Genomic DNA, 17590 nt, shown 5'->3' with positions numbered 1-17590 from the left:
GTGGTGCGGATCGCGCTAATAGCGATCCGAGATCGCGACGCGCACTTCGATCATCGCCTGCCGCTTTTCCTCGCGGATGACTTTCAAGGCGCGCTGGAGCGCGGCGGGGAGGTCTGCGCCGTGGTCGACACGCTCGACATGGGCGCGGTTGGCGGCGGCGAGCATGGTGTAGTCGGGCGCGGGTTCGAGCGACGTCAGCGGCATCCGGTTGGCCTTGGCGGCCGCGCCCTGCGGATAGGCGTTGACGACCGAGCGGCGCACCGCGTTCCACATGCCGTTGTTCTTGACGATGGTCAAAAGCGGCAGGTCGAGCGCCTCGGCGATCTGGTGGCAGGCCGTGGGGTTGGCGAACATGTAGGAGCCGTCGCCGACGCAGGCGACGACGAGGCGGTCGCGGTCGGCGAGCTGCGCGCCGAGCGCGGCGGGAAGCGCCCAGCCGAGGCCGCCCGAATGCGGATTGCAGAAGACGCGGTTCGGGCCTTTGGCGTCGATGGCGCCGGGCACGATCCCGAGTTCGGAAAAGACGACGCCGTCGTCGCCGAGAATGTCGGAGACGCATTTCGACAGCCATTCGGCGCCCATCGGCGACGCCTTTCCGGCTTCGATGGCATCGGCCATGGCGCGGCGGCGGTCCGACGAGCGGGCCGCGATCGCGTCGCGGCGGGCGCCGATTTCGAGCTGTCGACTGGCGAGTGCCGCATGCAGCGCTTCGAGCCCGGCGGCGGGGTCGGATGTGATGGCAAGATCGGCCTGGTAGCCGCGGATCGGCATGCGCTCGAACTGCGGATCGGCGCCCATCTGGACGATCTTCACGCGCGTATCGGGACGGTGGACGGCCTCGATCCAGGGCACGCCGCTGTCGACGACGAGGACGAAATCGGCGCCTTCGAGCGCCGCCTTCGGGTCGTTGCCGAGGAACATCGGGTCGGCGCTCGCCATGACGTTGCGGATCGCGAAGGGTTCGCACACGCCGACCGCGAAATCGGCGGCGAGGCGGGCAAGGGCCGCACCGACGCGGCCTTCCGTGTCGCCGCGCTGGCACAGCACGACCGGGTGCTTCGCCGCCGCGAGCCAGTCGGCGGCTTGTGCGATCGCGTCCGGGTCGGGGAAGGCGCGGGTTGAGACGGCCTGCGCGGAGGTCGCACGGCCGACGGTTTCTGGAACGCGCTCGGTCAAAGGTTCGCGCGGCAGGCTGACATAGACCGGCCCGCAGGGTTCAGACCGCGCCAGCACGGCGGCGCGCTGGGCGAGGATTTCCCCCTGCTCGGGATAGCGCATCTCGTAGTGGAACTTGACGCTGTCGGCGACGAGCGAGGACTGGTCGTACATCTCCTGCCCGTACTGGATCGGCGTCATGCGCGCGCCCTTGCGGCCGCGCTCGGTGATCGGCGTGCGACCGGACAGGACCATGACGGGGATGTTGTCGCTCGCGGCGTTGATGACGCCCATGACCGAATTGGCGAGGCCGACATTGACATGGACCATCGTCGCCTGCATGCGGCCGGTGACGAGGTAATAACCGTGCGCCATGCCGACGCTCGCGGTCTCGTGCGGCACGGTGACGGGGACGGGAACGGACTGCGGATCGAGGGTCGCGAAAGCCTCGATGATCGGCGGAAAATCGGTGCCGGCATTGGCGAACAGATAGTCGATGCCGCTCGCCTTCAATCCGAGAAGAAGGCTTTCGGCCCCCGTTTGCGCTACAACGCCGCGTTCCTGACCGTCCATCGTCTCCACCCTTTCGTCGCTTCGCAAACTCGCAGGGGACGGAGCGGCAACGACGAAACGCACCGGTCCCGTCATTGCCGCAGCCTGTCTTGCCCCAAGGGTAAAAATGGCCTTGTCATCGGCACAAACGCAAGTGCATAATCGCACAAAATCTCTCTTTATGGGATTTTGTATCGTCTTGAGGTGGCGGTACGGAGGTAGAAACCGGAGGAAACCGATGAAATACGTTCTCGCCTCGGCCGTCATTGCGGCCGCTCTCGTCACCGGCGGTCAGGCCTCGGCGCAGGCCGTCGGCATCGCGACGTCGAACCCAGGCTCGATCTTCCACAATATCGGCACGGCCGTCGCCAATGCCGCCAACCAGGCCGGCATCAACGCGACGATCCAGCCGGCGACGAGCCCGAACCAGTACATTCCGTTCGTCGCTTCGGGCGGCATCGAATTCGGCGCCGCCAACCTTCAGGAAGTGAACTACGCGCTCGAGGGCAAGGAGTGGTTCACCGGTTCCGTCAATCCGGACCTGCGCATCGTCGGCCATGTCATGCCGCTGGTCGAGGCGATCTTCGTGCGCGCCGATAGCGACATTCGCTCGATCGAGGATCTGCGCGGCCAGCCGATGGTCGATGGCTACACGGCGCAGAACACCATCCTGCCGCAGCTCGACGCGATGTATGCGACGGCGGGCATGACGCGCGCCGACATGCAGCCGGTACAGGTGCCGAGCGTGGTCGGAGGCGCGGACGCCTTCATCGCCGGCGACGCGGTCGGCTTCATCTTCGCCCATGGCGCCGGCAAGGTGCGCGAGGCGGATGCGGCCGTCGGCGGTCTGCGCGCGCTGCCGATCGAGGAGACCGAGGAAAACCTCGCGACCATCCGCGAGCACTGGCCGGTCGGCTTCTTCGCCACGATGGAGCCGGGCCCGAACGCGCCGGGCGTCGAGGAGACCTCGACCTACTTCGCCTATCCGCAGGTGATCTTCACCCATGCCGGCGTCGACGAGGAAACGGTCTACCAGATGACCAAGGCGATCTACGACAGCAAGGAGGCGATGGCGCAAACCTTCCCGCCCTTCAACGCCTTCGATCCTGCCGACATGGCGAGCGACATCGGCGTGTCGGAGTTCCATCCCGGCGCGATCCGATTCTACAAGGAAGCCGGAATCTGGCAGGAATAGTCCCGACCGGCCGGGCGCCACGCGCGCCCGGCCCAGCCTGCCTCGGCGACGAGCGCCCGATCCACCGATTTGAGTGTGCGTGATGAATTCTGACATCGAGAACGGCTCGCGAGCCAGCCTGCCCGAATCCGTCTGGCGGCCCTTGTCGGGCTTGCTCGCCGTTGCGCTGACGGCGCTTGCCATCGCCTGGGCGCTGGCCCTGCCGCGCGCGATGGGGATCGCGTTCTATCCGCAGCAATTCATGTCGGCGATCCTAGCGCTCGCCCTGCCGATCGCCTTCCTGATGCTGCCGGCAAAGCGTGACAGCGAGCGCGTGGTCGTGCCCTGGTACGACTGCATCGCGGCCGTCCTCTCCTTTGCCGCGCTCGCCTATGTCACCTGGAACTATTCGGCGATCGTCAACCTGATCTTCGCCGGTCCGCCGCAGGCCTACATTCCCGGCATCATCATCATTCTGCTTCTGCTGGAGGCCGTGCGTCGCGCTGCCGGCTGGGCGCTGGTGATCATCATCGCCGTCTTCCTGTTCTACGGGCTCTTCGGCGATCTCTTCCCCGGCCGCCTTGCCGGCCGGCCGCAATCCTGGGAGCGGCTTGCCGGTTACATGGCGCTCGATTCGAACGGCATTCTCGGCCTGCCGCTGTCGATCGCGGCGACGGTCGTCGTCACCTTCATCCTGTTCGGCAATTTGCTCGCCGCCACTGGCGGCTCCAAATTCTTCACCGACGCCGCGCTTCTCGGCATGGGCCGCTTTCGCGGTGGCTCGATGAAAATCGCGGTCGTCGCCTCGGCGCTGTTCGGCTCGATCTCCGGTTCGGCGGTCGCCAATGTCGTCGCGACCGGCATCGTCACCATTCCCATGATCAAGCGCGACGGCTATCCGGCGCACAAGGCCGGCGCCATCGAAGCCGTCGCCTCGACCGGCGGGCAGATGATGCCGCCCGTCATGGGCGCGGCCGCCTTCCTGATGGCCGAATTCCTGCAGATGTCCTATGCCGAAGTGGTCATCGCGGCGATCGTGCCGTCGCTGCTCTACTATGCCGCGCTGTTTATCCAGGCCGATCTCGATGCCGCGAAGCTCGGCATCTCGCGCGTCGCCAAGTCCGACATCCCGGACCGCAAGATCGTGCGCGGCGGCTGGCACTTCATCCTCGGCTTCGCGGTTCTGATCTATGGCCTGTTCGCGCTCAACTGGCAGCCGGAGCGCGCGGCGCTCGTCTCCTGCCTCGTCGTCATCGCCACCTCGCTCGTCTTCGGCTACCAGTCGAAACGGCCGAGCCTGCGCGTCCTTTGGGAAACGATCCCGCTGACCGGCAAGAACGTCGTCGAGATCATCCTGATTTCGGCCGCCGCCGGCATCGTCATCGGCATCCTCAACGTCACCGGCCTGTCGTTCAACCTGACCTATGCGCTGGTCCAGCTCGGCGGCGGCAACAAGTTCGTGCTGCTTCTCCTGTCGGCGGTGATCTGCATCGTGCTCGGCATGGGCCTGCCGACGCTGGGCGTCTATGTGCTGCTCGCCGCGCTCGTTGCGCCGGCGCTGATCGAAGTCGGCATCAACCCGATTGCGGCGCATCTGTTCATCCTCTATCTCGGCATGATGTCGATGATCACGCCCCCGATCGCCATCGCCGCCTTCGCCGCCGCCGGTATCGCCCGCGCATCTGCGATGGCGACGGGCTTCGCGTCGATGAAGTTCGGCTGGGCGGCGTTCATCATCCCGTTCCTGTTCGTCTATTCGCCGACGCTGATCCTGGTCGGCGAACCGGTGGACATCGCGATCGCGGTCGTGACGGCGACGCTCGGCGTCTGGCTGATATCGGCGGCGCTGTCGGGCTTCTTCATGACCAAGCTCTCCGGCGCGATGCGGGCAGCCTTTGCCGTGTTCGGCCTCTTGGCGCTGATCCCTGCCGGCACGTTCCCCGGCGCCGAATACACCGATATCGTCGGTGTCATCGGCGGCGTGCTCGTCATGGTCGTCGACTGGCGCCGCGCTCGCGCGCTTACTCCACAGGCGGTGTCTTGACGAAAGCGGCAGGCAACAGTCTCGAAAAGGTTCTCGCCGTCCTCGAAGTCTTCAGCGAGGACCGTCTGGAATGGACGCCCGAGGAACTGATGGAGGAACTGGGCTACAGCCGGCCGACCCTCTATCGATATCTGAAGACGCTGAAGGAGGCGGGGCTTCTCACCTCCATGCCGAATACGGGCTTCACGCTCGGCCCGAAAGTGGTCGAGATGGACTATCTGATGCGCAAGTCCGACCGGCTGATCATCAACGGCTCGGCGCATCTCAGGAATCTCACATCGAAATACAGTTGCACGGCGCTTCTGGTGCGCTGGTACGGCAACCGGCTGCTCTGCGTCGATTCCGATACGTCGACCAGGAACCCGCTTTCCTCCTATCCGCGCGGGCGGCCGATGCCGCTCGGGCGCGGGGCGATCGCCCGCTCGATCATGGCCTTCCTGCCGCGCCGGCACCTCGTGCCGCTGGTCGAGCGCACCATGGACGATTTGCGCGCCGTCGGGCTCGGCAACAGCGTCGAGGACGTGATGGAGCAACTGAAGAAGGTGCGAAAGGCGGGCGTCAGCGTCGCCTATGGGGAGGTGACGCCGGGTGTCGTCGGCATCGCCGCGCCGGTGTTCGATGCCGGACGCAGTCCCGTCGCGAGCGTCTGCGTCACCATCGCCGGCAACCTCGTCGATGGCGCGGCCATCGAGCGCATCGCCGCCGACGTGAAGGCGACGGCGCGGATCGTGTCGGAGTCGCTGCTGCGAGGCCGGGCTGAAAGCGACGAGAACAAATCTCATTGAGTGAGATTATTTGTTGACTTGATGGGCGTCGCGAAGGCATCCTCCGGCTATTGCCGAGGGAGGTCCCATGAAGAAGATCGACATTTTCAACCACATCTGGCCGAAGCCGTTTTTCGATGCGCTGATCGCGCATATCGGCGAGATGACCGACATCACCATGCGCTCCGGCGCGGTGCCGATGATGACGGATCTCGACCGCCGCTTCGAGGTCATGGACAAATTCGGCGAGGACTATCAGCAGGTGCTCTCGCTCGCCTCGCCGCCGCTGGAAAAGCTGGCCGGGCCCGAAAAGGCGCTGGAACTGTCGAAGATCGGCTCGGATTCGATGGCCGAGCTCTGCCAAAAGTATCCCGAGCGCTTTCCGGCTTTCGTCGGCACCGCGCCGATGAACAATCCTGATGCGCTGGTCGAGGAATGCCGTCGCGCGGTCGAGGATCTGGGCGCCGCGGGCATGCAGATTTTCACCAACATCGCGGGCAACCCCGTCGACCTGCCGGAATACGAGCCGTTCTTCGAATATATGGCGAAGGCCGGCAAGCCGGTCTGGCTGCACCCGGCGCGCGGCGAGAATTTCGCCGACTACAAGAATGAGAGCCGGTCCGAATACGAGATTTGGTGGACGTTCGGCTGGCCCTACGAGACCTCGGCCGCGATGGCCCGCATGGTGTTCTCGCGCTTCTTCGACAAGTTCGAGGGGCTGAAGGTGCTGACCCACCATGCAGGCGGCATGATCCCGTTCTTCGAGGGCCGCGTCGGCCCCGGCTGGGACCAGATGGGCAAGCGCACGACGGATCGTGACCTGGCCGCCGTCCGCAAGGCTCTGAAGCGTCCGCATCTCGACTATTTCAAGGAGTTCTACGCCGACACCGCCTCGTTCGGGTCGTCGAAGGCGATCGAACACGCGATCGACTTCTTCGGCGAGGACCGCGTCATGTTCGCCTCGGATGCGCCCTTCGATCCCGAAGGCGGACCGATGTATATCCGCGAGACGATCCGCATCCTCGACCAACTCGACATCTCCGACGAATTGCGCGCCAAGCTCTATGAAGGCAATGCGCGCAAGTTCCTCGGGCTGGTCGCGGCATGACGACCGCGCTCAACTATATCGGCGGCGAATGGGTGAAAGGCGCTGGTGCACGTGACAGCCTGAACCCCGCCGATGGCAGCGTGCTTGGCTCTTACGAGCCGGGCACCAAGGCGCTCGCCGACCAGGCGGCGGCGCTTGCCCGCCACACCTTCGAGACGACCGGCTGGGCCTCGTCGCCGCGCTTGCGCGCGGCGGTGCTGTTCGAATTCGCCGATCGGCTGGAGGCGGCAAAGGACGAGATCGCGGATCTCGTCGTTGCCGAGAACGGCAAGCTGAGGCGCGAAGCGCTGGGCGAAACGATGGGTGCGATCTCGGAGATCCGCTACTATGCGGGCCTCGCGCGCACCGTCCTCGGCCGCACGCTCGAAACCATGCCCGGCAATTTCTCCATGATGAACCGCGAGGCGGCGGGCGTCGCCGCGATCATCGTGCCGTGGAACGCGCCGGTGACGCTGCTCGCCCGCTCGCTGGCACCGGCGCTCGCCGCCGGCTGCACGACCGTCATCAAGCCCGCACCGCAGACGCCGCTGATCCATGCACGGATCATGCGCTGCCTTGCCGACTGCCCGTCGCTGCCGAAGGGCGTCGTCAATTCGGTCAACGAGCAGGGTTCGGAAGTGGGCGAGGCGCTGGTCGCCTCGAACGACATCGACGTCATCTCCTTCACCGGATCGAGCGCCACCGGCAAGCGGATCATGGCGGGCGCGGCGCCGACGCTGAAGCGCCTGTCGCTCGAACTCGGCGGCAAGGCGCCGGCGACCGTGTTCGCCGATGCCGATCTCGACCAGGCGGTGCGCGAACTGACCGGCGGCTCGCTGGTGATGGCCGGGCAGATCTGCGTCGCGGCTGCCAGGTTCCTCGTCGAGAAATCGATCGAGAAGGACTTTACCAACCGGATCAAGGCGGCGTTTTCGGCCGTAAAGGTCGGCCCCGGCGCCGATGCGCAAAGCCAGATGGGCTCCCTGATCGACATGGGCAATCGCGACCGCGTCTCTCGGCTGATCGAACAGGCCGACGACGAGGGCGAGATGGTGCTGAAGGGCGGCGTGCCGAATGGGCCGCTGGCGCAGGGCGCGTTCCTGACCCCGACGCTCTTCAAGATCGACGATCTGGCCTCGCCGCTGGTGCAGGAAGAACTGTTCGGCCCGATCGTCTCGATCGAGACCTTCGAGACGGAAGCCGAGGCGGTGAAGAAGGCGAACGCGACCGAATACGGCCTGGCGGCGAGCGTCTTCACGCGTGACCTGAACCGGGCGATGCGCATGTCGCGCGCCGTTCGCGCCGGCACGGTCTGGCTGAACTGCCATGGACGGCTCTTCGCCGAAGGCGAGACGGGTGGCTATCGCCAGTCGGGCCTCGGCCGGCTCCACGGCGTCGAGGGACTGAACGACTTCCTCGAAACCAAGCATGTCTACCTGGAAGCCGGCGCGATCTGATCGCGCCGGACCCAACGCAATCAATGAACGGATGACGATGACGGGCGAAATGGAACGGCAGGCGGATGTGGTGATCTTCGGCGGCGGACCCGTCGGCACGGGGCTGGCGATCGAGCTTGGCCAGCGCGGCATCCGCACGCTCGTCGTCGAGCGCTACCCGACGCCGCAGCGGGTGCCCAAGGGCCAGAACCTGACCCAGCGCACGATGGAGCATTTCCATTTCTGGGGCGCGGAAAAGGAACTGCGCGCCGCCCGCACTGTGCCGAAGGAATACGGTATCGGCGGGTTGACGGCCTATGGCACGCTTCTGGGCGACTACCATTATGACTGGCTGCAGCGCGAACTCGTGCGGCCCTATTACTTCACCGACAATGAGCGGCTTCCCCAATACGCCACCGAGGACGTGCTGCGCGCGCGGGCAGCGGAAATCGACGCCATCGAGACGCTCTACGGCTATTCGGGCGAGGCGATCCAAGAAGATGCGGACGGCGTGACGGTGACCGCCATGCCGCGCGAGGGCGGCGAGGCGGTCAAGATCCGCGCGCGCTATCTGGTCGGTTGCGACGGCAGCAAGTCTGCCGTGCGCGACATGGCCGGCATCACGCAGACGCGCTCCGACCATGACAGGCTGATGGTGCTGCTCGTCTTCCGCTCGACGGGGCTGCACGAACTCCTGAAGCGCTTTCCGGGCAAATCGTTCTACAACGTCCTGCACCCGGACCTTAAAGGCTACTGGCAGTTCTTCGGCCGCGTCGATCTCGGCAACACATGGTTCTTCCACGCGCCGGTGCCGGCCGACACGACGAAGGACAATTTCGACTTCACCGCCTATCTGCACCGGGCGGTGGGGGCGGAGTTCGACGTCGAGTTCGAGCATATCGGCTTTTGGGATCTGCGCGTCGCGATCGCCGACAGCTATCGCAAAGGCAATGTGTTCATCGCCGGCGACGCCGCGCATAGCCACCCGCCCTATGGCGGCTACGGCATCAATACCGGCTTCGAGGATGCGCGAAACCTCGGCTGGAAGCTCGCCGCGACGTTGCAGGGCTGGGGCGGCGAGGGGCTGCTCGACACCTACGACGCCGAGCGCCGGCCGGTCTTCGCTTCGACGGCGAAGGATTTCATCGAAAAGGCGATCGAAAGCGACCGGGCATTCCTGGAAACGCACGACCCGGAAACGGACCGTGAGGCCTTCGAGCGCGAATGGACCGCGCGGGGGTCGGGCGCGCGCGACGAGGTCAACGCCTTCGAGCCGAACTATCGCGGCTCGCCGATCGTGGCGGGTGCGGGCGGCGCGACGAACGCCATCGGCGGCCACAGCTTCACGGCGCGGGCAGGGCACCATCTGGCGCCGCGGCGGCTTTCGACCGGCGAAAACGTCTATGAACGGCTGGGTACGGGCTTCACGCTTCTGGCGCTCGGCGGCAATGACGGCGTCGAGCGTTTCCGCATTGCGGCGGACGAGGCAGGCGTGCCGCTGACGATCGTGGAAGACGACGCAACCGGCGAGACGGCCGACTATGGCGCCCGCTTTGTGCTCGTGCGCCCCGACCAGTTCGTCGCCTTCGCCGGCGACGAACTCGATCCGGGTTTGGTTGGCCGCGCGACTGCACGCTGAAGAGCTTTTGCCCAGCCTCGACCGCTTATTTCGACGCGAGCCGTCAGGATCGGACGGCCGGCCGAAGCGTCACTGCCCGTTGGCGAGGGCGATGAACGCGTCGCGCAGTTCGCGCCGCAAAACCTTTCCGTACGCATTCTTCGGCAGGTCGGCGACGAAGAAGACGTGCCTTGGCTTCTTGAACGAAGCGAGGTTGGCCTTGCAGTGGTCCAGCACTGTCGCCTCGTCGAGCGCCGCATCCTCGGCGACGATGGCGACGGCGACGCTCTCGCCCCATTCGGCATCCGGCAGGCCGAAGACGATCACCTCGCGCACGCCGGGATGCCCCGCGATGACATCCTCGATCTCCTTGGGATAGATATTGGTGCCGCCCGAAATAATCGTGTCGTGGCGTCGGTCGAGGACGCGCAGGCGTCCTGCGGTGTCGAAGCGACCGATGTCGCCTGTGTGCAGCCAGCCGCCTTTCAGCGCTTTCGCCGTTGCCTCCGGATTGCGCCAGTATCCCTTCATGACGACATCGCCGCGTACGCAGATTTCGCCGTCTTCGCCGGGCGGTACATCCTGACCGTCCTCGCCCGCGAGGCGGACCTCGACGCCTGACCGCACGTAGCCCGCCGAGACCAGTGTCTCGTCGTCGGCGCCCAAATGGTCGGCGCCGGGCAGGTAGGAAATCGTCATCGGCGCCTCGCCCTGCCCGTAGAGCTGATGGAAGATCGGCCCGAACCGCGCGACGGCTTCGCGAATGTGCTCCAGATGGATCGACGCACCGCCATAGACGATGCCCCGCAGGCAGCCGATATCGGCGCGCGCCGCGGTTTCGAGGAACCGGACGATCATCGTCGGGGCGACGAAGGGGATGACGGAAACCGAAAGCCGCGCGACGGTGTCGAGCACCTCGTCCGGGCGAAAGCCGGTCCGGTCGTAGATGATGTTCTCGGCGCCTCGCGCGAGCGCGGGGATCATGTAGAGACCGCTGCCGTGCGAAAGGGGCGCGACATGCAGCACGCGGTCGGCCGCTTCGAAGGCGAAAACGTCTGCGAGGCAGTTCACCGTCGCGGCGATCAAGTTGCGATGGCTGAGCGTCGCGCCCTTCGGTTTACCGGTCGTGCCGGAGGTGTAGAAGATCCACGCCGGATCGTCCGGGTCGACATCGGCGCAGGCGACGCGCGCTTCGAGCGGCGTCGGAAAAGCGAAATCCTCGATCGCGACGATCTCGCAGGCAAGACCGGCGGGGAGCGCCGACTTCAGGTCCTCGACGTGCTCGGCATGGGTGAAGATGAGGCGCGGCGCGGCATCGCTGGCGATCCACGCCACTTCACGCGGGTGCAGCTTGGCATTGGTCGGTACCACCACCAGCCCTGCGCGCATTGGCGCCAGTAGCAGCGCCGGAAACTCGAACCCGTTGCGCAGGAAAAGCAGCACGCGGTCGCCGGGCACGCAGCCCTTCTGCGCGAACCAGTCGCCGAGCGCCGCGCAGATGCCGTCGAGTTGGCGATAGATCAGCGACCGCTCGCCCCAGCGGATCGCGGCCTCATCGCCGCGCCGGCGGATCGCGTCGGTGAGCATGGAATAGACGTTCATGTGAGCGGACCTGGTTGGTTTGCCTCGACCTTACGCTGGATCACGTTTGTGGGCGATGCGCGTGGCGCCGTCGACCCCCACTCCGCCTCGCTTCGCTCGGCACCTCTCCCCCGATCGACGGGGGAGAGGAAAGCGCGGCCGCAACGCCGATGGGGGTCGACCTGCGAAGAGCCCGTTTACTGATCCCTGGTCAGCACCCGGTTGCGCAGGATGCCGATGCCCTCGACCTCGAGTTCCACGACGTCGCCATGCTTCAGGAACTTCATGTGTTCGAGCCCGCAGCCATTGCCCACCGTACCCGATCCAAAGAACTCGCCGGGATGGATGGTCTCGGACTGCGAGATGTGCGCGAGGAGGTCCTCGAATTTCCAGTGCATCGTGCCGGTATTGCCACGGCCCCATTCCTCGCCGTTCACGCGGCAGACCATGGTGAGATTGTAGGGGTCCTTCATCTCGTCGGCGGTGACGAGGCAGGGCCCCATGGCGTTGCCAGTGTCGAAATCCTTGCCCTTGGCCGGGCCGAGCTGGCCGCCCATCTCCTGCGTCTGCGCGTCGCGCGCCGAAAAATCGTTGAAGATGGTGTAGCCGTAGATGTAGTCGCGCGCCTCGTCGCGGGCGATGTCGACGCCTTTCTTGCGGGCGTAGAAGCCGAATTCCAATTCGAAATCCATCAGCGTGGAATAGCGCGGCCACAGGACGTCCTGGTCGGTGCCGATGACGGAGAAGCGGTTCGCCTTGTAGTAGATCGGCTGCTCGTAGAACGTCTTCGGGACCGCGAAGACGCCCTTTTCCTCAAACTCCTTCATCGCCGCCTCCGGGTCCGGCGTGGCGTTGGCGCGGATACGGCGCACGGCGTTGAAGGACTGCTTCAGGTGGGTTTCGAAACAGAGGCAGTCCCGCATCTGGATCGGCACCGGGACGGGCGCGAGAAGGCGGATGCCGTCCTTCAGGAACGCGCCGTTCGCGCCCTTCTTCAGCGTCTCGTAGGCGCGGTCGAGCGCGGCGTCGCCGCCTTCGATCATCGCCTGCACGGAGGCGAAGGCGGCATGGTTTTCGCCGAATGCCTGTTCGTGGGCGTCGGCAAGGTCGACGATGCTGCGGTCGCCATCGACCAGTGCACCGGCGCGCTGCTGTCCATTCCGTTCATAGGTTACGAGCTTCATCGGTGTCCTCCCTTGAATCGATCCGCCCGGCTCCTCCGGCCGGTCATTCCTGTTTCGGCGTTGCCGGCACGCGGCCATAGAGCAGCGCGGCCTTCATCAGCGCGACCAGATGGGTCGCGGTCGCCATCTCGTCCTCCGGGTCGCAGCGCCCGCCGGAGAGCCGGCTGATGCGGCCGGTATCGGCCATCGTGTAGACCATCACGCCAAGCATCGCCTGATAGCCCCAGTTGATCTCCTCGACGGAGCGGTCGGGCAGCGCGGCCTGCAGGGCCTCCATAACCTTGTAGGCGATCGGGTCGAAGAACTCGGCGATGACCTTGCGGTTGTGCGACTTGGGGTCGGAGACCTCGCGCGCGAGAATGCGCGCATAGCTGGAATTCTTTTCCGTGCTGCGCATGTGCAGGTTCGGCACCAGCACCGCCTTGACGATCATCTCGACCTTGCGCTCGGCATCCGGCTCCATCTCGGCAAGCCGAAGACCGGCGATGCGCTGGTCGACGATCATCGGCGCGCGCATCTCGAAGATGGCGCGGTAAAGCCCTTCCTTGCTGCCGAAATGATAGTTGACGAGCGCCACCGGCACCTCCGCGCGCAGCGCGATCTGGCGCACCGTCGCACCGTCGAAGCCGTGGTCGGCAAACTCGGCCTCGGCCGCGGTCAGGATGCGCGAGCGCGTCAGCGCGGAATTGCGCTGCGTCGCCTCGACGACGACGACCTTCTCACCCTGCGCGATCTTTCTCGTTCTGCTCATTCCCGCCGCCATACCGCGTTTTCGAGGCCCTTGGATATCCGATTTGAACGACATATCAAAACTCTTGTCAACGTGTTCAAATATCGCTAGCGTTTCATCATCGGTCGTGGGGATTAGGAGTGAGGCCCCGTGCCGGCCAAGGGAGGAAAGTGCATGTATCGCAACGCTTTGAGGGGCGGCGTGGCCGCCCTTGCGCTCGGCTGCGCAATCGCGCCGGCGCTTTCGCAGGAAACGCTCAATCTAACCGTGGCGACGGGACATCCGGAGGTGTTCCTGTGGGTCAAGCACGTCAAGGAGACGTTCATTCCCACCGTCGATGCGGAACTTGCCAAGACCGGCGACGTCAAGATCAACTGGACCGAGGGCTATGGCGGCACCATCGTAAAGCTCGGCTCCGAGACGGAAGCCTTCCAGCAAGGCATCATCGACGTGGGCCAGATGAGCGGGGTCTTCAATCCGGCGACGATGGGCCTTCTCAACCTGACCTACGCGATGCCGTTCGGCCCGGCCGATGCGCGCGGGGTGACGGAAGCGGTCGAGAAGGCGCTGACGGAGACCGAAGGCGCGCTGGCTGCGCTCGAAGAGGCGACCGGCGTCGTCTATATCGGCGGCGGCATTGCCATCGATGACTACAACATCGCCTCGACCAAGGAACTGAAGACGATCGCCGACATGAACGGCGTCAAGCTCGGCGGCGCCGGGCCCAACCTGGCGTGGCTCGCCGGAACCGGTGCCGTCGGCGTTCAGGGCAGCTATGTGACGTTCTACAACGACATCAAGACCGGGGTTTACGACGGCAATATTGGCTGGATGACGGCCAATGTCCCGGCGAAGCTCTACGAGGTCGCCCCGAACTGGAACCAGACCCAGTTCGGCGCGATGTATATCGGCGGCCTCGGCGTCTCGCAGATGCAGTGGGAAACCTTCTCCGACGAGACCAGGGCGGCCTTCCGCGCAGGCGCCGCCGCCTACACCAAGGCCTATTTCGACGAGCAGGAAGCGCGCTACGAGGCCGCGAAGAAGACGCTGACCGACAGTGGCGGCAAGATCGTCGAATTCGATCCGGCCGAGCGCTCCGCGTGGATCGAGGCGCTGCCGAATCCGACGGCAGCCTGGGCCGATGCCGCAGAGGCACGCGGAGAACCCGGCCGCGCCGTGCTTGGAGCCTATCGCGACAATCTGAAGGCGACCGGCTTCACCTTCGAGCGCGACTACCTGGCGGAGTGATCCTCCCCCGGCTTTGTCCGGACCGCCGAAGGGCCTTCGCCGCCATGGGGCGCGGCGAAGGCCCGGCACCATCATCAATGCCTGACCCGGAGCGTTCCGCCATGGCCGACGAAGCCGCAATCCCGCGCGAGGACGCGCCGCCGCCGACAGTGCCGAGCGGTCCATTCGCGCGCATCATCGGCGCGATGAATGCGGTCGGCACGCTCTGGATCATCGGGCTGATGCTCCTCATCAATGCGGACATTTTCGGTCGCAGCTTCCTCAACCGCCCGATCGCAGGCGTGCCGGAACTCGTCGCCTTCTCGATCGTCGGCATCGTCTTCCTGCAGCTTGCGCACACGCTGCGTTCCGGCTCGATGACACGCTCGGACGTGCTGCTCAACGTGCTCGAGCGCCGCGCGCCCCGGCTTCGCTCGGCGCTTCTGGCGATCTTCCATCTCGTCGGCGGGTTGCTGCTCCTCATGATCGCCTGGAAATTCTGGCCGAGCGTCGTCGCCGCCTTCCAGCATCCCGAACGCAACTTCATGGGCAATCCGGGCTTCTTCACCGTGCCCCAATGGCCGCTCTTCATCCTCGTCTTCCTCGGCATCGTCGCCACGGCCGTCCAGTTCCTGCTCATCGCCTGGAGCGATGTCCGCTCGGCAAGGGGTATCGCGCGATGAGCGGCATCGAGATCGCACTCCTGTCCATCGCAATCATGCTGGTGCTCATCTATTCGGGCGTCCATGTCGCGATCGCGCTGATCCTCCTGTCCTTTGGCGGCGTCTGGCTGATCCGCGGCAATTTCGAGATCGCGTCGAACATGCTGGTCCTGGCCTTCAAGGATTCGATCAGCGACTACATCTTCGGCGTCGTTCCGCTTTTCGTCCTGATGGGCCTGCTCGTCGCCGTCGCCGGCATCGGGCGCGACACGTTCGAGGTCGCCGCGCAGGTCTTCCGCAAGGTGCTGGGCGGGCTCGGCATCGCAACGGTCGCGGCCAACGCCGTGTTCGCGGCGATCACCGGCATCTCCATCGCCTCGGCGGCGGTCTTCACCAAGGTCGCCGTGCCGGAGATGATGCGCCACGGCTATACGCCGCGCTTTTCTGTCGGCGTCGTCGCGGGATCGTCCGTGCTCGGCATGCTCCTGCCGCCGAGCCTGCTCTTCATCCTCTACGGGGTCCTCACCGAGCAGTCGGTCGGGTCGCTCTTCATCGCCGGTATCATTCCCGGCATTCTCCTCTCGCTCGTCTACTGCGCCGGCATCTTCGCCATGGGCCGCTGGTGGCCGTCCTTCATCGGTGGCGGCAAGCCGGTCGAGAGCGAGCCGGTGCGCGAGATGGGCGTCGGCGAGATGCTGAACAAGATCGCGCCGATCGTCATCCTGGTCGCGCTCGTGCTGGGCGGCATTTATGGCGGCTTCTTCACGCCGACGGAGGCGGGCGCAGCCGGTGCGCTCGGTGCGCTCCTCATCTCGCTCGCCAAGCGGCGGCTTTCCTGGGCGAGCTTCTGGCAGGTGCTCGTTCAGACCGGGCACACGACCTCGTCGATCTGTTTCCTGATCATTGGCGCCAGTCTTTATTCACGCATGCTGGCCATGTCGGGGATGCCCGGCTGGCTCGGCTCGTGGGTGGTCGATTCCGGCATGGGCGTCACCGGCATCGTCATCGCGCTGATGCTGGTCGTCATCCTGCTCGGCACCATCCTCGATTCCGCTTCGATCATGCTCCTGACGCTGCCGATCGCCATCCCGATCCTCATCGGACTTCAGGTCGATTTGATCTGGCTCGGCGTCCTGATGGTCATCGCGGTCGAGATCGGGCTGTTGACCCCGCCCTTCGGCATCGCAGTCTTCGTGGTCAAGGCGACGCTGGGGCCGGACAGCAAGGTCACACTCAACGACATCTTCGCCGGCTCGGCGCCCTTCGCGGTCATGATGCTGCTGGTGCTCGTTCTGGTCTTCCTCTTCCCGTGGCTCGCCACGGCTCTCGTCTGACAGCAAAGGAGTGGCTGCGATGGCCAAATGGCAATTCACCAAAGGCATGCACGACCTCGGCAATGGCTGCTACGCCTATCTCCAGCCGGACGGAAGCTGGGGCTGGTCGAATGCCGGTCTGGTCGTCGACGGCGACGCGACGCTGATGGTCGACACGCTGTTTGACCTGAACCTGACCGCCGAAATGCTCGCCGTCTACCGCGCGTCGATCCCGGCTGCAAAGGAGATCGGTATCCTCGTCAATACCCATGCCGACGGTGACCATACGTTCGGCAACCAACTCGTCGAGGGCGCGCGCATCATCGGCACGCAGGGAACGGTCGACGACTTCGCGCGCTTCGACCCGGCCGTGGTGCAGAAGATCGTCACCAATGCCGAACAGTTCGGCAGCGCCGGGGTCTTCATGCGCGAGTGCTTCCGTCCGTTCGACTTCGCCGGCATCGAACTCACCCCGCCGACCGAGACCTTTTCGGGCACGATGGACATCATGGTCGGATCGAAGAAGGTGCAACTGATCGAGGTCGGGCCGGCGCATTCGCTCGGCGACGCGCTCATCTACGTGCCCGACGACAAGGTTGTTTACACCGGCGACATCCTCTTCACCGGCGGCACGCCGATCGCCTGGTACGGGCCGGTCCAGCGCTGGATCGACGTTTGCGACATGGTGATGGGGATGGATGTCGAAACCGTCGTCGCCGGGCACGGACCGATCTCGACCAAGGACGACGTGCGCGAGATGCGCGATTATCTCCAATATGTTTCCGACAGAGCGCGGCCGCTTTGGGAAGACGGGCTCGATTATCTCGCCGCAGCCTACAAGATCGACCTCGGACCCTACCGCGACCGCAACGACGCCGAGCGTGTCGTCGTCACGCTCCAGACGCTGTTCGATGATTTCGGCAGCGAGCCTGAACGGCCGGTGCGCGCCCCGATCCCGTACTTCGCCGAGATGAAGAGCTTTCGCCACCATCTTGGCCGCGGGCCTGCACACGAGGCCTATTGCAAGGCATGCGGGCTGAAGCACGACGCCTACTGAACCTCG

Annotated in this window: 14 protein-coding genes; 10 read left to right on the top strand and 4 right to left on the bottom strand. The window is 65.4% G+C overall.

The features are described 5' to 3' along the window. Positions 1-15: 15 nt before the first annotated feature. Positions 16-1728: a thiamine pyrophosphate-requiring protein gene (locus ALII_RS0108190; RefSeq protein ID WP_024586836.1), complete on the bottom strand. Its 1713-nt coding sequence runs from the start codon at positions 1726-1728 to the stop codon at positions 16-18. A 217-nt stretch (positions 1729-1945) separates the two neighbouring features. Here ALII_RS0108190 and ALII_RS0108185 point away from each other — a divergent pair, with 217 nt between their 5' ends. The 6 genes from ALII_RS0108185 to ALII_RS0108160 all read left to right on the top strand — a co-directional run bounded on the left by ALII_RS0108185 (position 1946) and on the right by ALII_RS0108160 (position 9851). After that, on the top strand, positions 1946-2902 hold the full coding sequence (locus ALII_RS0108185) for a TAXI family TRAP transporter solute-binding subunit (protein ID WP_024586835.1): 957 nt from the start codon (positions 1946-1948) through the stop codon (positions 2900-2902). A gap of 82 nt (positions 2903-2984) precedes the next feature. Beyond that, a complete protein-coding gene (locus ALII_RS0108180; protein WP_024586834.1) occupies positions 2985-4925 on the top strand; it encodes a TRAP transporter fused permease subunit in 1941 nt (646 codons plus the stop codon). After that, complete coding sequence (locus tag ALII_RS0108175; protein ID WP_024586833.1) at positions 4922-5710, top strand: IclR family transcriptional regulator; 789 nt, start codon at positions 4922-4924, stop codon at positions 5708-5710. Before ALII_RS0108180 ends, ALII_RS0108175 begins: the two co-directional genes overlap by 4 nt. 67 nt (positions 5711-5777) lie before the next feature. Next, positions 5778-6797 carry an amidohydrolase family protein gene (locus tag ALII_RS0108170; RefSeq protein ID WP_024586832.1) on the top strand — a complete coding sequence of 340 codons (1020 nt, stop codon included), beginning with the start codon at positions 5778-5780 and terminating at the stop codon, positions 6795-6797. Then, complete coding sequence (locus tag ALII_RS0108165; RefSeq protein ID WP_024586831.1) at positions 6794-8233, top strand: aldehyde dehydrogenase family protein; 1440 nt, start codon at positions 6794-6796, stop codon at positions 8231-8233. Before ALII_RS0108170 ends, ALII_RS0108165 begins: the two co-directional genes overlap by 4 nt. A 31-nt stretch (positions 8234-8264) precedes the next feature. Next, positions 8265-9851 (top strand): FAD-dependent monooxygenase, encoded by a 1587-nt coding sequence (locus ALII_RS0108160; RefSeq protein WP_244437378.1) that lies wholly within the window; start codon positions 8265-8267, stop codon positions 9849-9851. A 69-nt stretch (positions 9852-9920) separates the two neighbouring features. Here ALII_RS0108160 and ALII_RS0108155 read toward each other — a convergent pair whose 3' ends face one another. The 3 genes from ALII_RS0108155 to ALII_RS21130 all read right to left on the bottom strand — a co-directional run bounded on the left by ALII_RS0108155 (position 9921) and on the right by ALII_RS21130 (position 13346). Then, the gene (locus ALII_RS0108155) at positions 9921-11432 is read right to left on the bottom strand and encodes an AMP-binding protein (RefSeq protein ID WP_024586829.1); all 1512 of its coding nucleotides are present in this window, start codon (positions 11430-11432) and stop codon (positions 9921-9923) included. 176 nt (positions 11433-11608) lie between these two features. Continuing rightward, positions 11609-12595 (bottom strand): fumarylacetoacetate hydrolase family protein, encoded by a 987-nt coding sequence (locus ALII_RS0108150; protein ID WP_024586828.1) that lies wholly within the window; start codon positions 12593-12595, stop codon positions 11609-11611. A gap of 43 nt (positions 12596-12638) precedes the next feature. After that, positions 12639-13346 (bottom strand): TetR/AcrR family transcriptional regulator, encoded by a 708-nt coding sequence (locus ALII_RS21130; protein ID WP_051375807.1) that lies wholly within the window; start codon positions 13344-13346, stop codon positions 12639-12641. A gap of 153 nt (positions 13347-13499) precedes the next feature. On the opposite strand from ALII_RS21130, the gene ALII_RS0108140 reads away from it, so the two are divergent. From ALII_RS0108140 to ALII_RS0108125, 4 genes are all read left to right on the top strand, one after another. Beyond that, positions 13500-14573: a hypothetical protein gene (locus ALII_RS0108140; protein ID WP_029660324.1), complete on the top strand. Its 1074-nt coding sequence runs from the start codon at positions 13500-13502 to the stop codon at positions 14571-14573. 101 nt (positions 14574-14674) lie between these two features. Continuing rightward, positions 14675-15235, top strand: coding sequence for a TRAP transporter small permease (locus ALII_RS0108135; protein ID WP_024586825.1), 561 nt, complete (start codon positions 14675-14677; stop codon positions 15233-15235). After that, complete coding sequence (locus tag ALII_RS0108130) at positions 15232-16548, top strand: TRAP transporter large permease (RefSeq protein WP_024586824.1); 1317 nt, start codon at positions 15232-15234, stop codon at positions 16546-16548. The genes ALII_RS0108135 and ALII_RS0108130 overlap by 4 nt, the downstream gene beginning before the upstream one ends. Positions 16549-16567: 19 nt before the next feature. After that, positions 16568-17584, top strand: a complete 1017-nt coding sequence (locus tag ALII_RS0108125; RefSeq protein WP_024586823.1) for an MBL fold metallo-hydrolase — start codon at positions 16568-16570, stop codon at positions 17582-17584. Positions 17585-17590 lie beyond the last annotated feature (6 nt).

It is taken from the genome of Aliihoeflea sp. 2WW (assembly GCF_000497755.1).
Lineage (GTDB): Bacteria > Pseudomonadota > Alphaproteobacteria > Rhizobiales > Rhizobiaceae > Aliihoeflea.
The sequence above is the reverse complement of the archived record's forward strand: the minus strand, read 5'-3'. Positions and strand labels throughout refer to the sequence as shown.

Excerpts from the sequence above, each read along its gene's own strand:
- ALII_RS0108190 (WP_024586836.1), bottom strand. The coding sequence starts at position 1,728 with ATGGACGGTCAGGAACGCGGCGTTGTAGCGCAAACGGGGGCCGAAAGC.
- ALII_RS0108185 (WP_024586835.1), top strand. The coding sequence starts at position 1,946 with ATGAAATACGTTCTCGCCTCGGCCGTCATTGCGGCCGCTCTCGTCACC.
- ALII_RS0108180 (WP_024586834.1), top strand. The coding sequence starts at position 2,985 with ATGAATTCTGACATCGAGAACGGCTCGCGAGCCAGCCTGCCCGAATCC.
- ALII_RS0108170 (WP_024586832.1), top strand. The coding sequence starts at position 5,778 with ATGAAGAAGATCGACATTTTCAACCACATCTGGCCGAAGCCGTTTTTC.
- ALII_RS0108165 (WP_024586831.1), top strand. The coding sequence starts at position 6,794 with ATGACGACCGCGCTCAACTATATCGGCGGCGAATGGGTGAAAGGCGCT.
- ALII_RS0108160 (WP_244437378.1), top strand. The coding sequence starts at position 8,265 with ATGACGATGACGGGCGAAATGGAACGGCAGGCGGATGTGGTGATCTTC.
- ALII_RS0108155 (WP_024586829.1), bottom strand. The coding sequence starts at position 11,432 with ATGAACGTCTATTCCATGCTCACCGACGCGATCCGCCGGCGCGGCGAT.
- ALII_RS0108150 (WP_024586828.1), bottom strand. The coding sequence starts at position 12,595 with ATGAAGCTCGTAACCTATGAACGGAATGGACAGCAGCGCGCCGGTGCA.
- ALII_RS21130 (WP_051375807.1), bottom strand. The coding sequence starts at position 13,346 with ATGAGCAGAACGAGAAAGATCGCGCAGGGTGAGAAGGTCGTCGTCGTC.
- ALII_RS0108140 (WP_029660324.1), top strand. The coding sequence starts at position 13,500 with ATGTATCGCAACGCTTTGAGGGGCGGCGTGGCCGCCCTTGCGCTCGGC.
- ALII_RS0108135 (WP_024586825.1), top strand. The coding sequence starts at position 14,675 with ATGGCCGACGAAGCCGCAATCCCGCGCGAGGACGCGCCGCCGCCGACA.
- ALII_RS0108130 (WP_024586824.1), top strand. The coding sequence starts at position 15,232 with ATGAGCGGCATCGAGATCGCACTCCTGTCCATCGCAATCATGCTGGTG.
- ALII_RS0108125 (WP_024586823.1), top strand. The coding sequence starts at position 16,568 with ATGGCCAAATGGCAATTCACCAAAGGCATGCACGACCTCGGCAATGGC.